Source organism: Methanobrevibacter sp., from assembly GCF_045116495.1.
In the GTDB taxonomy this organism is placed as follows: Archaea; Methanobacteriota; Methanobacteria; order Methanobacteriales; family Methanobacteriaceae; genus Methanocatella.
The window spans coordinates 1-13,344 of the sequence record NZ_JBGULU010000003.1; the positions used below are offsets into that span (position 1 = coordinate 1).

Below are 13,344 nucleotides of genomic sequence, written 5' to 3' on the forward strand. Positions count from 1 at the left end.
ATCGAATAAATCGATTTTATCATCAAACTTTGCCATTTTTTCCCTCCTAAATAAATAGAGTTTAACTAATATACCACTCTCAATGGTAAATTTTTTACCAAATTGAGTATTTAGCTACAAAGCAAGTTTTTGCAATAGCCAGCCATATGGTATACAAATTTTATTTTATAAAAGATATAATATAAAGATTACCTCTAAAAATTTTTAGAAAACTTTATAAAGTATAATAAAAGATTTTTTCTTTAAGAAAAACTACAGCAAAAGTATTACTTTTTATTAATGATTAAATTAGTTAAAATATAAAAAATAAAAATACAATTAGATTAAATTAAAAATAAATAAATTTAATAAAGTATTTAATAAAAATAATAAAAATATTCTATTTTGATTAAAAATAAAGCAATATAAAAAATTATTACTTTTAGATGTCTAAGTAATAAATATTACTAAAAGTAATACAAAATTTTCACCTGAAAAAAATGCGATTTTTATAAATAAAATGAAATAAAATATACTATATTATGCAAGTTGTAGCGGATGTTGGAGGAATACCTGGAAAAGATTGTAACGGATTTTGCAAATACTGTTACTTCAGGAAGGTAAAAGATATTAAAGTATTTGGCTGTGCTCACTGTTTACCTAATAAAATTGGCTGTGAAAGATGTAGTAAAGGAGTAGCTGAATCTCAAAGTGCATTTAAATCACCATTTGAAGTAATGAATGATGTTCAAAGCGCATTAATGATGTCAATGGGCAGAGGAGATATTTCGGCATATATAAGCGGTGGGGGAGACGTAAGCTGTTATCCTTACCTTGAAAATTTAACGGCGAATCTGAAACAATTCAACATCGAATCCGTGTTGGGATATACTTGCGGAAAAGGAATAAGCGATAGTGAAACCGCTACAAGATTAATTAACAATGGCGTTAAAGAAGTTTCATTTACTATTTTTTCATCAGACCCAAAACTTAGGAAAGAATGGGTTAAAGACAAACATCCCGAAGAAGCACTTAAGGCATGTCAGATATTTTGTGAAAACATCAAACTTACCGGAGCGGCTGTAATAATCCCAGGAGTTAATGACGGAGATGTTTTAAGAGAGACCTGCAACTCCCTTGAAGAATGGGGCGCAGAGGGAATGCTTTTAATGAGATTCGCAAATACATTTAATGAAGGTTTAATTTTAGGAAATGAGCCTATCATTAAAGGCATAGAATCACAGCCTGTTGAAGAGTTTTCTGAACTGGTAAAACAAATAAACAGCGAATATAAATTCAGAGTCAGTGGAACACCATTATGTGATCCAGTAACAGGAGGACCATTTGCAATAGCAAGTGATGAGAATGAAATATTCCTGCAGTTTATCAAACCAATTACCGGCGAAGCAACAATAATTACCTCTAAAATTGCAGAACCATATATTTCTAAAATATTTTCCAAATTAGAAACAGGTGACAATGTCAATGTTGTTGCTGTTGAAAAGGAGATAGCCTGTTTAATTACAAAAGAGGATTTGGAAAAACTTGACCTGAGTGAAATAAAACAAGCAGTAATCATTCCCGGAAGGTCTTTTGTCCACCAGCTTGATGCAGAAAGAATTTTAAGTGCGGACGGCATTGAAAGAATTGTAGGCCGTGGCCCTGACACATTAACAGTCGATGGAGAGCTAAGCATAGACATGACTGATGAAAATGTCATAGAAAGAGAATTAGAACAATTTAATGATTTGGTTGATGCAGTCAATTTCTTTGGAATGAGAGTAATCCGCTAAAAAAAGAAAAATTAGTTTGAATCCTCAATAAGAGAACTCTCACTATTTATTTTTACTAAGATATAATCATACATAAATGATCTTTTAATTTCAGCCAGTTCTGATAATTTTTTACCGTCAATAACAACATTTGCTATTACATCAACATAACTATCATAATTTAATTTTACACGAACACCGTCTAACTGAGATGTAACTGGAGCTGGAGAAATGACGTCTTTAATTTCTTTAACTTGATTTTCAATTGCATTTTTAACAACAATGGATGGGACTAATGGTGCATCAAGAGCCATTTCACGTTTTTTATCATTTAATATTTTTTCAATGGTTTCGACCAGATTATCAAGTGCACGTATATCTGGACCTCTTCTAAGTCTTCTTGGGATTCTTCCCAGACCTCCTACATATGCATCAGCACCTGGAAGGTCAGCTACATCAAGATATGGAGATCCTGTAACAATTACCGGAATGTCAATGTTATCATATAAGAATGCTTTTTCTTTAATACAATTTTCAAAACTTCCTAATGCAAAAACAGCAATGTCATGTTCTTCAATTAAGCTTCTTTCCTCTTCAGTGATTCCAGAAGTTCCTTTACCATCTCCTCTTGCAAGACCTATCATGTTATCTTTTGCACCATACTCACGCAAATATTCAGAAATATCACATGCCGCATGAGGCAAATGGTGTCTTGCCAAAGTTGGTGAGACAATAGCTATTTCGGAACCTGCCATAGGAGCAACGGATAGCTTTCCCAATAATTCTTTTGATTTGGATTCAATCTTGTCCACATCTTCCAAAGGAACTGCAATATTCAATACCAATTCCATCTGCTGAATGCTTTCCTGAAGAATAAATCCTCCTAAATCTTCAATTAATTCTTTTATTTCTTCACTTTTGTGAACTCCACCATTAAATGTTAATGTTTCATACATATTAACAACTCTCGAAAAATGCAATTGTAATAATCATATTTTTACTTTATATATTATATTAAATTTTCTAAAATGGCATATCTCATTTCTATTTTTTCAAAGGGGTTTTTAGAAATGCTATTGTGAGAAGGTATTTCAACTAGGTTTTCGGTTTCTATGACATTATCTTTCAGATAATCTGGATAGATTACATATTCAAAGTTATCTGAAACTATATTAAAACCGACATCTGAAACAATATCCTTTAGAAATTCAGAATAAACCTTAACATTAACATCCCGTTTAAAATCAGCATTCAAGTATTTTTTAGCCAGTTGATAATCCTCAAAAAACTTTTGAATATCCATATCAGATAGTTCATTTCCGGTGATTTTGGAAACCTTCTTAATGCTTTCAAAGACTTGTGCAGGAGTATTGATTTTTATAGGCAATGATTCCATTTCAACCTTACTTTCAGAAAGCAAAATGGCTAAATCCCCTTCTTCCTCATCTGGAAATTTATTTACAACATAATCTGTGATTCCCGCTAATTTTACAATTTCCTCACACATAGGTGTTGTGACAATTTTCATATTAATTATTATATATCAACAGTTATAATAAATTATTTCATGAAAGTTACATTAAGTTTTGAGACAACAACCAGTGAAGACGTATCCATCATGGTTGATGCTTTAAGAGCAAGTTCAACAATGACATTGGCATTGGATAAATTTGAAAAAATAATCCCATGTTTTTCAGCCGAAGAAGCTTTAAAAATAAAGGATGAAACTGGAGGAGTCCTTGCAGGAGAACGTAAAGGAAAAAAAATTGATGGATTCGATATAGGCAACTCCCCAACCGACATTGAGGAATTGGAAACAGATGCAAAAACATTAATATTGACCACAACCAATGGAACACGAATACTAGAAAATATGAATTCAACAGTCCTTGTAGGATGCCTTATTAATGCAAAAGCAGTTGGCAGCGCATCTGCAACAATTGCCCAAAACCATATTGATGTTGTTATGGCCGGCGTCAAAGGCCAATTCGCACTGGAAGACTTTCTATCTTCAGGTGAAATACTATACTGGATTTGTCAAAACTTAGATGATTATGAAATAAATGACCTTGCAAAAGCGGCCATAATAGCCAGTAGAGATTATAACTCACTGAAGGCAGGATTTTATAATTCCCGCACAGGAAAACGCTTATCATCACTGGGATATAAAAAGGACATTAATCTGTGTTGTAAAAAAAATATTAGTGAAAATGTAGCAATATATAAAAATCAGGAATTAAAATTGATTTAAAGATTAACTTTATATATTTAGATTTCAAAATATTAGATAATATCAATTTAAAAGAAGTGTTTGTTTTGAAAAGAGAATGTTTAACCATAATAGGTACTGCACACGTATCTGCAAATAGTGTTGAAGAAGTTAAAGATGCTATTTATGAACAGCAGCCTGAGGTAGTAGCTATTGAACTTGACAGAGGAAGATATACTCGTGTTAAAAAAGAGATGGCTGGAATTGAAGAGGACGATACAATTTCAGTTACCCAAATAATCAAAGACAATAAAGTAGGCTTGTTTTTTACCACAACACTTCTTGGATATTTTCAATCCAAAGTTGGGGAGGACGTTGACGTAAAACCAGGGTCCGAAATGATTGGAGCTATTGAAGCATGTGAAGATTTGGGCATTCCGATTGCCCTTATTGACAGAGACATCGGCACAACATTGCAAAGAGCTTTGAACAAAATGGGTTTTGTTGAAAAAGCCAAATTCATGTATGGATTAATAGCTTCTTTATTAGGATTCGGCGAGGAAGAGGACGTTGACATTGAAGAGCTTAAAAATCCTGAAAATCTTGATGATTTAATGGAAATGTTTAAAGATGAAGCTCCAAGTGTCTATGAGGTTCTAGTGCATGAAAGGGATGCCTATCTTGCAGGAAGGCTACTTCAACTACCTCAAGATCATGTGATTGCAGTTGTTGGTGCTGGACATCAGCCTGGAATTGAAAGATACCTGGATAACCCTGAAACATTACCTGATTTAAGAGATTTGGAAGTTATCAATGAAAAAAATGGAATTCCATGGCTTAAAATATTCTTGGCAATGATTCCTATCCTTTTTGTTGTGATATTTTTTCTGGCATTTTTTAATGGGATAAATATTACATGGAACATTTATGAATTTATTGTAATAAGCATGATAATGGGATTTATCGGATCCATTCTATCAGGATCAAAAATTCAATCCGCCATTGTTGGAGGACTTGTAGCACCACTGACCATTATTCACCCGTTGCTTGCTGCAGGATGGTTTTCAGGACTAACTGAAGCAAAATACAGGAAAGTAAGACAAAGCGATATTAAAAATTTGGCTAAAATTGAAAGTCTGAGGGACTTATGGAACAATAACATCTTTAGAATACTTTTAGTGGTCATCGGTACCAATTTAGGAGTTAGCATAGCTACATTAGTTATTTTGCCATCAAAAGTTTTCATACCATTATTCATGAAAATATTTGGCGGATAAATGATAATTTTTATATAACATATTGATTATATATTAATTACTACTAAATTTTTATGGAAAAAATATCATGTATCTTATATTTCGTTGCGACTGCGGTCGTGTATTATATGCAAAACAAGGCGTAGCAACACGCAAATGCGTTTGTGGAAAAACTTTAAAGGTTAAATCAAGAAGAATCTTTAAGAAAGTTGCTACAAGAGAAGATGCCTCACTGGCAGTCCAGCAAATGCAAGATGAGATATATGGAAACACTGACTTTCAAAGAGCCAGTGAATTATAAGTTTTAATTTGGTTTGTTAAAAATGATTGGAACGACACTCGAGATAATTATAATATTAATTTTGATAATATTAACCGGATACTTGTCAATGGCCGAGCTGGCTGTTGTATCCATTAGAAAAGCAAAAATGCAAAAATATCTAGAAGACGGAAATAAAAATGCGCAAATTGTTTTTGATTTATTAGAAGACCCTAATGAATTTTTATCAACTGTTCAAATTGGAATATCCCTTATTGGTGTTTTAACTGGTGCTTTTGGTGGAGTAACTTTAGCAAAACCTCTTTCAAAGTATATTTCATTCCTGCCATATAATGAGCCGATAAGTGTAGCGATTGTTGTTATTGTAACTACTTATTTAACATTAGTTGTCGGAGAAATCGTGCCAAAAGTAATTGCATTAAATGACCCTGAAAGAATTTCTTTAAAAGTTGCAAAAAGTATGGTGATTCTTGAAAAAATTTCAAGACCTGTTAGTTTCGTTTTAGCTAAATCAAGCAGTTTTCTTTTATGGTTACTTAGAATTGAAAATAAAAATGATGATGTAGTTACCGAAGAAGAAATTGAATTAATGATTAAAGAAGGCAGAGAAGACGGAACTATTGAAAAAGAAGAAGAAGATATTATTAAAAGGGTTTTCAAACTTGATGATCAAAAAGTTGAAAGCATAATGACCCCAAGAAATGAAATCATTTGGATTGACTTGGAAGACGATAGGGAAATCAATAAAGTGAAAATTATTGAAAGTAAAAGGTCAATCTTTCCAATTGCATACGGAGAGCTTGATGATTTTATAGGAGTTGTTCAAGCTAAAGATATTCTCTCAGTAATGTTCACTGATGAAAAATTTGACGTGCATAAAATTGTAAAAGAACCCTTAGTAGTTTCCGAACACTTAGAGACATTGGAATTACTTAAAGAATTTAAAGAAAATCAAGAGTATGTCCATATGTCATTAGTAGTTGACGAATTCGGAAGTGTTGAGGGATTAATCACACTAAACGATTTACTTGAAGGAATCGTGGGAGACATTCCAGGTATCGATGAAGAAGATGAACCTCAGGCAATTAAAAGAGCTGATGGAACATGGTTAATCGATGGAAGATACCCTATTGATAAATTTAAAGAATTATTTGAATTTAAAGATTCCTTACCTGATGAAGAAGAAGATAATTACACCACATTGGCAGGATTTATACTAAGCATAAGCGGTACAATTCCTGATGAAGAAGAAACATTTGAATGTGAGAGATTTATTTTCGAAATCGTAGATATGGATGGTCATCAAATCGATAAGGTCATCGTTACCGATTTAGGGCCAGAAGAAGAAAATGAGGAAGAAAAATGGACGGCATGATAATAATTCAAGTAGTTTTATTACTTGTAGGATTTGTATTTTTAATTAAAGGTTCAGACATGTTTGTAGATGGTGCAAGCAGCATTGCTTCACTTTTAAAAATACCTACAGTTATTGTCGGTTTAACTATTGTTGCATTTGGAACCAGTGCACCGGAAGCTGCGGTTTCCATAACATCATCCATAACCGGAAATAATGCAATGGCTGTGAGTAATGTCATTGGAAGTAACATGTTTAACCTGTTAATGGTAATTGGTGTTTCAGCACTACTTAGCGAGTTATTAATGGAAAAAAGTGTTCTTGATCAAGATTTACCTTTCCTTGTAGGCATCACACTACTGTTTGCTGCATTTATAGTGATTAATTGGAACATAAGCAGCATTGAAGGAATAATTCTATTAATCATATTAGCAATATACCTGTTTTTCGTTATCCGCAATGCAATGAAGTCAGGTGATGCGCAACAAGTGGAAAAACCAAAACTAACAACTAAAAAAAGTATTCTTTTTATGATTATCGGATTAATCGGTATTGTACTTGGTGGAGATTTAGTTGTTGATAGTGCTTCATATATAGCAATAGCATTAGGTATGAGTGAAACCTTAGTAGGTTTAACAATAGTTGCTATCGGTACCTCTTTACCTGAATTTGTAACATCACTTACTGCTTTAAAGAAAGGAGAAAATCAATTAGTTATAGGTAACGTTATCGGATCAAACATCTTTAACATATTATTTGTATTGGGTGCAAGTAGTGCAATCAGTGCAATACCACTAGACTCAAGTATGCTCATAGATGTTATATTCATGGTGGTTGTAACTGTAATATGTTTCATATTCGGTAAAACACAGGATAAATTCGATAAGAAAGAAGGTGCGATTTTAATCCTATTATTTGCTGTTTATATGGGATTCGCAATTTGGAGAAATTATTTCCCATTTTAATTCGCAAGCCTTACAGATTTTTGATGAAGTCGGTTCACCACAGACTTCACATTCATTAAGGCTTGTTGAAATATCATTTTCAAAAGTTAAAATCTTTTGAAATGATTCCATCACATTATTTTTAATACCAGGATATTTATCTTCATTAACATTTAAAAATTCTTTAATTTTAGCCCTCAAAGACAGATGGGAATAAGGACATTCATCCAAATGGATATCAATATCATTTAAAACAGCCCACATTCCAACTTCCTTTTCAGGAGTATTCCATAAAGGTTTAATCCTTGGAACTAATTTTGGATGGATAACATCAAGTTCAGGGCCGAATTTAGAGAATTTGATAGTATCTCCACGTGCAAAACTCATTAAAAAAGACTGAATTTCATCATCCAAATTATGTCCAGTAGCTATTTTTACTGCACCTAACTCATAAGCAGTTTTATTTAAAATGTTTCTTCTAAAAACGCCACAGGGAATACATGCACTCTTAAAATCTTCGTAAATATCATCGAGAGTGAAACCCTCTTCATCTTTGAATGATTTTTGAACAAGCTTAACGCCCAATTCTTGAGCATTATTGACAGCTGAATCAATACCATGTTGCCTATAGCCTTCAATACCTTCATCAACACTAATTGCAACCAAATCAAAGTCTAAAAATTGTTGATAATTCTTTAGAGCATGTAAAGTTAATACACTGTCCTTTCCACCTGACAGTGCAATAGCTATTAACTCGCCTTCCTTAATCAATTCATAATCAGAAATCAAATTATTGATTCTTGTAAAAATATGCTCATTAAATTCTTCTTTGTTTAATTTAACCATTACTAAATTAATTTATAAAAAGTTAAATAAATAATTTTACCAGGTGAGAAAAATGATTACATGTGATTTTGCAATATTGCCTGTTGGAACTGAAACCACAAATTGTAAGGATTATGTTGCGGCTGCCGTTCAGTCAATTAAAGATTCCGGACTAAATTACCAATTAACTGGAATGGGGACTCAAATTGAAGCAGATAATCTTGAAGAATTATACTCGGCAATTGCTGAAGCTCAAGAAGCAATTTTTGAGTTAGGAATAGGTCGAGTTTACACGGTTATTAAAGTTGATGATAGAAGAGATGCGGAAAACAGAACCTTAGATGCTAAAATCAGCACAGTTAATGAAAAGTTAAAGTAAAATAAGAAAAAATAAAGTTAGAATTTAATCTAACTCATTAGAAGCTGTTTTTACAGCTTCAATAACTAAATCTAAATCTTCTTTTGTAAGTGACGGATGTACCGGAAGTGAAATAACATTGTCTGCTGCAAGTTCTGCATTTGGACAATATCCTTCAAATCCTAATGATTTGTAAATCGGTTGATTATATAAAGGAATCGGATAATGTATACCTGTTCCTACACCACAATCGTTAATGATATCAACCCAGTCATCCCTATCGCCTTTTTCAACTCTGATTGTGTATTGGTGATATACATGTTTTGATCCATCAGCACAATAAGGAGTGATAACACCATCCACATTCCTTAATCCTTCATTCAAGTATGCTGCATTTTCAATTCTTTTACAGTTGAAATCATCAATTTTATCTAATTGTGCAAGACCTATTGCTGCTGAAATATCTGTCATTCTAAAGTTGTAACCTATTTCACTGTGATGATATCTTATACTTGCCCCATGGGCTCTAAATATTCTGGCATTTTCAGCCAATTCTTCATCATTAGTTGTGATAATTCCTCCTTCGGAAGTAGTCATATTTTTTGTAGGGTAAAAACTAAAACAGGCCATATCTCCCATGCTGCCAACAGGAGTTCCATTAAAAGTCGCACCATGAGCCTGAGCGGCATCTTCAATAACAGTTAATCCATATTTTTCAGCAATCTCATTGATTCCATCCATATCTGCTGATTGGCCATATAATTGAACTGGTAAAATTGCCTTGGTATTTTCTGTGATTAAATCCTCAATTGAATCCGGATCAATTGTATAAGTTTCTAAATCAATATCTGCAAATACAGGTTTTGCACCGGTATATACAATTGAATTTCCGCTTGCAATAAAAGTAAATGGAGATGTAATTACTTCATCACCTTCACCAATGCCACATGAAAGCAATGCAACATGTAATGCTGCAGTTCCTGAATTAACAGCTATACCATAATCTGCTCCAACCCATTCAGCAAATTCTTCTTCGAATTCTTCAACTTTTGGACCTTGAGCAATCATGCCTGATTTTAGAACTTCAACAACATTTTCTATTTCTTCGTCTCCAATTATCGGTTTTGCAATAGGAACTTTAATATTTGACACAGTAATCACCAATTAGATTTAAATTTACTATAATAATATTTAAATCTAATAATATTTAAAACATTACATAATTAATCAAAACAATTAAAAGTGAAATAAATGGATGAATATAAAATTAAAAGAATTGAAGAGGGATTGACAAAAATTGAATTTCCAGAATTTGAAAAAATTTCTTCTGATGCACCCGTATTCTACAACCCACATATGGAATTGAACAGAGATTTATCAATACTTGCACTCCAAGTATTTCAAAAACAACAAGAAAGAGACATAGACATATGTGATTTGTTCGGCGGAAGCGGAATTCGCGGTATTCGTTATAAAAATGAAATTGATGGAGTCGGAAATGTTTACATAAACGATATCAGTGATGTTGCAAACCAATATGAAAGACATAACATTGAATTGAATAATTTAGAAGACATTGAAGTTCACCAGCATGATGCCAGCATGTTTTTGAGAATGATGAGAGGGAAATTTGATGTCATTGATATTGATCCGTTTGGAACACCATCTCCTTTTTTAGACTCCGCAGGTTACTGTGCAGGGAGGAATTCATTATTATGCGTGACCGCTACTGACACTTCAGCATTGTGCGGGACTTATAAAGAACCTTGTATTCGAAAATACAATGCGAAACCTTATAAAAGTGAATATTGCCATGAAACCGGAATAAGAATCCTGGCAGGATTTGTTGCACTTACACTTTCAAAATATGCAAAATACATTGAAGTGAAAATGTCACATAGTACTGAACATTATATGAGATTATACATAAATGTTAGAAAAGGTTCAAAGAAAACAGATGAAAGTTTGAAAAACATAGGCTATATTAATCATTGTAAACATTGTCTGCATCGGCAAACCATCATGGGACTGGCCAGTTCTGTTGAGGATGTTTGTCCAGTTTGTGGAGAAAAGCTAATTCAGGCAGGCCCCTTATGGTTAGGAGCCATTCAGGACAGTGAATTCATTCAAGAAATGATTGATGAAACTGAAAATAAAAAAATAAATACAGAAAAGCAAGCGCTGAAATTATTAAATAGTTGCCTTTTAGAGGCCAATGCACCTACCACATTTTATGACGTTCACAAAATCTGCAAGTCATTAGGGATTAGTGCCGCCAAATTGGATTTGATTTTTGATGAAATTAAAAAAGAAGGATTTATTGCAATTAAAACCCATTTTAATCCACTGGGAATAAAGACCGATGCATCAATTAAAGACCTTGAAAAGATTTTGTTAAGATTAGAACCCCAACAACAATAATTTCAAAACAAATATTTAATAAAATTAAAAAAATACTAAAAATAGTTCATATGAATGAGTACTTTTAAATAATATTTAACATTTAACAATATCCCCTATAAATAAAATCTTAAAATTAATAGTATCATTCTAAAATATTAATAAAAAAATTCAAAAAAATATACAAATATAAATACTTTTAAATATAATGAACAAGTCATATATTAATTAAAAGTTAATTTTTTATTCGACAAAAAAATTAACGCCATGAAAGTAGGGAGATAATTATATGGTAAAAACAAAAGATAATGTTATAAAACTTGATGACACTGACATTAACATTCTTAAAATTATCAATGAAGATGTTAGGACATCCTATAGACAAATTTCACGTAGTTTAGATGTATCTGTTGGAACAGTCCACAATCGTATTGATAAAATGGTTAAATCCGGAGTAATTAAGAAATTCTCACCAGTTATTGACCATGAAAAATTAGGATTTGTATTAACCACCATTATCGGTGTTAGAGTAAAAGGTGGAAAACTTAAAAACTGGGAAGAAAAAACATTCTTTAATAAAAATGTTGTAGGAATCTATGATGTTACTGGAGAATATGATGCATTCTTAATCGCTAAATTCAGAAACACAAATGAATTAAACGCATTCATTAAAGAATTATTAAAAGACCCAATTATAGAAAGAACTTATACTCAAACTGTATTAGATGTTATTAAGGAAGATATGGGATCTTCAAACATCTTATAAACAAATACATATAAAGCAGTAGTATTACTGCTTTTAAACTATTTTTATTACTTTTTAACAACGATTAAATTAGCTACTATTTTTTAAAAATGCCGTGTAAAAAACAAATTCCAATGAAATAACATTGAAAATATATTCATAACGTTAAATAAGTAAATATATAAATAAAAAGACATAAAAATATATGAATATTTAACTAAAAATTTTCGAGGTAATTAAATTGGCAGTATGCTTACCCGACACACAAGATGATGCTCCAAGTATACCTATTAAACTCACAAGAGTTGGTGTTACTGGAGTTAAAAAACTATTGCAATTAGAAAGAACAAATAAAAGACCTATAATATTATTACCAACCTTTGACGCATTTGTTGACTTACCAAATGACCAAAAAGGTGTGCACATGTCTAGAAATCCGGAAGCAATCAGCGAAGTTCTTGAAACTGTTGCTGAAGATTCAACCGTAGATGTTGAATCATTATGCGCTAAAATCGTATCCCGCATGATGACAAAGCATGAATACGCAAAACGTGTTGAAATCTCAATGACTACTGATTTTATGTTTATGAGAGAGTCCCCAGTGACTAAAAATAAAACTCAAGAAATGGCCAAATTAATTGCAAAAGCAATTGGATTTAGAGATGATGACGGAACTGTAACCATAAGAAAAAGTGTTGGTGCCGAAGTCATTGGAATGACCGTTTGTCCTTGTGCACAAGAATCTGTAAGAGAATCTGATAAAAATAAATTATTAGAATTCTTAGATGAAGAAACAACACAAAAAGTATTAGATACTGTTACTTTTGCTTCCCACAACCAAAGAGGTGTTGGAACATTATTAATGGAAGTTCCAGAAGACAAAGTTGTTAAAGCGGAAGATTTTATTGACATCATCGAAAAATCTATGAGTTCACCAGTATGTGAATTACTTAAAAGACCTGATGAAAACGCAACTGTTATGAATGCACACAGAAAACCTGTATTTGTTGAAGATTGCGTTAGAAATATGATGGAAAGCATTGCAAACAAATATTCTGATTTCCCTGACGACACATTAATTACCTGCCGTCAAGAAAATCAAGAAAGTATTCACAGACACAATGCATTTGCTGAAAAAGTAACAACTATGGGCGAACTTAAAGAAGAATTAAATATTAAATAGGACTTGATCTTAATGAAAAAAACTTATGAAATTGCAGGG

General features: G+C 32.2%; 14 protein-coding genes. 10 read left to right on the plus strand and 4 right to left on the minus strand.

All coding sequences use genetic code 11. The features are described 5' to 3' along the window. Positions 1-521 precede the first annotated feature (521 nt). Positions 522-1,772 (plus strand): methyl coenzyme M reductase-arginine methyltransferase Mmp10, encoded by a 1,251-nt coding sequence (gene mmp10 / locus ACJMLH_RS00040; protein ID WP_405273928.1) that lies wholly within the window; start codon positions 522-524, stop codon positions 1,770-1,772. An 11-nt stretch (positions 1,773-1,783) separates the two neighbouring features. Here mmp10 and ACJMLH_RS00045 read toward each other — a convergent pair whose 3' ends face one another. Then, on the minus strand, positions 1,784-2,707 hold the full coding sequence (locus ACJMLH_RS00045) for a methanogenesis marker 7 protein (RefSeq protein ID WP_405273929.1): 924 nt from the start codon (positions 2,705-2,707) through the stop codon (positions 1,784-1,786). 53 nt (positions 2,708-2,760) lie between these two features. Continuing rightward, positions 2,761-3,279, minus strand: coding sequence for a hypothetical protein (locus ACJMLH_RS00050; RefSeq protein WP_405273930.1), 519 nt, complete (start codon positions 3,277-3,279; stop codon positions 2,761-2,763). Positions 3,280-3,318: 39 nt separating this feature from the next. Between ACJMLH_RS00050 and comB the strand changes: the two genes are divergently transcribed. The 5 genes from comB to ACJMLH_RS00075 all read left to right on the plus strand — a co-directional run bounded on the left by comB (position 3,319) and on the right by ACJMLH_RS00075 (position 7,815). After that, complete coding sequence (comB, locus tag ACJMLH_RS00055) at positions 3,319-4,002, plus strand: 2-phosphosulfolactate phosphatase (protein WP_405273931.1); 684 nt, start codon at positions 3,319-3,321, stop codon at positions 4,000-4,002. Positions 4,003-4,058: 56 nt separating this feature from the next. Then, entirely contained in the window at positions 4,059-5,237 is a 1,179-nt protein-coding gene (locus ACJMLH_RS00060) for a TraB/GumN family protein (protein WP_405273932.1), read from the plus strand. A gap of 67 nt (positions 5,238-5,304) precedes the next feature. After that, entirely contained in the window at positions 5,305-5,517 is a 213-nt protein-coding gene (locus ACJMLH_RS00065) for a DUF1922 domain-containing protein (RefSeq protein WP_405273933.1), read from the plus strand. A 22-nt stretch (positions 5,518-5,539) separates the two neighbouring features. Further along, the gene (locus ACJMLH_RS00070; protein ID WP_405273934.1) at positions 5,540-6,871 is read left to right on the plus strand and encodes a hemolysin family protein; all 1,332 of its coding nucleotides are present in this window, start codon (positions 5,540-5,542) and stop codon (positions 6,869-6,871) included. Next, positions 6,859-7,815, plus strand: coding sequence for a calcium/sodium antiporter (locus ACJMLH_RS00075; protein WP_405273935.1), 957 nt, complete (start codon positions 6,859-6,861; stop codon positions 7,813-7,815). Before ACJMLH_RS00070 ends, ACJMLH_RS00075 begins: the two co-directional genes overlap by 13 nt. Here ACJMLH_RS00075 and ACJMLH_RS00080 read toward each other — a convergent pair. Continuing rightward, positions 7,762-8,640: a TIGR00269 family protein gene (locus ACJMLH_RS00080; protein ID WP_405273936.1), complete on the minus strand. Its 879-nt coding sequence runs from the start codon at positions 8,638-8,640 to the stop codon at positions 7,762-7,764. The genes ACJMLH_RS00075 and ACJMLH_RS00080 overlap by 54 nt on opposite strands. Before the next feature lie 52 nt (positions 8,641-8,692). Between ACJMLH_RS00080 and ACJMLH_RS00085 the strand changes: the two genes are divergently transcribed. Beyond that, complete coding sequence (locus ACJMLH_RS00085; protein WP_405273937.1) at positions 8,693-8,998, plus strand: MTH1187 family thiamine-binding protein; 306 nt, start codon at positions 8,693-8,695, stop codon at positions 8,996-8,998. 24 nt (positions 8,999-9,022) lie between these two features. On the opposite strand, the gene ACJMLH_RS00090 is transcribed toward ACJMLH_RS00085, so the two are convergent. Continuing rightward, a complete protein-coding gene (locus ACJMLH_RS00090) occupies positions 9,023-10,129 on the minus strand; it encodes a DegT/DnrJ/EryC1/StrS family aminotransferase (RefSeq protein WP_405273938.1) in 1,107 nt (368 codons plus the stop codon). Between the two features lie 99 nt (positions 10,130-10,228). Here ACJMLH_RS00090 and ACJMLH_RS00095 point away from each other — a divergent pair, with 99 nt between their 5' ends. The 3 genes from ACJMLH_RS00095 (at position 10,229) to mptA (ending at position 13,305) form a co-directional block, all read left to right on the plus strand. Beyond that, positions 10,229-11,398, plus strand: a complete 1,170-nt coding sequence (locus tag ACJMLH_RS00095; protein WP_405273939.1) for a tRNA (guanine(10)-N(2))-dimethyltransferase — start codon at positions 10,229-10,231, stop codon at positions 11,396-11,398. A 268-nt stretch (positions 11,399-11,666) separates the two neighbouring features. Further along, positions 11,667-12,143, plus strand: a complete 477-nt coding sequence (locus ACJMLH_RS00100) for an Lrp/AsnC family transcriptional regulator (RefSeq protein ID WP_067044706.1) — start codon at positions 11,667-11,669, stop codon at positions 12,141-12,143. Positions 12,144-12,363: 220 nt separating this feature from the next. Then, complete coding sequence (mptA, locus tag ACJMLH_RS00105; protein ID WP_405273940.1) at positions 12,364-13,305, plus strand: GTP cyclohydrolase MptA; 942 nt, start codon at positions 12,364-12,366, stop codon at positions 13,303-13,305. Positions 13,306-13,344: the final 39 nt, after the last annotated feature.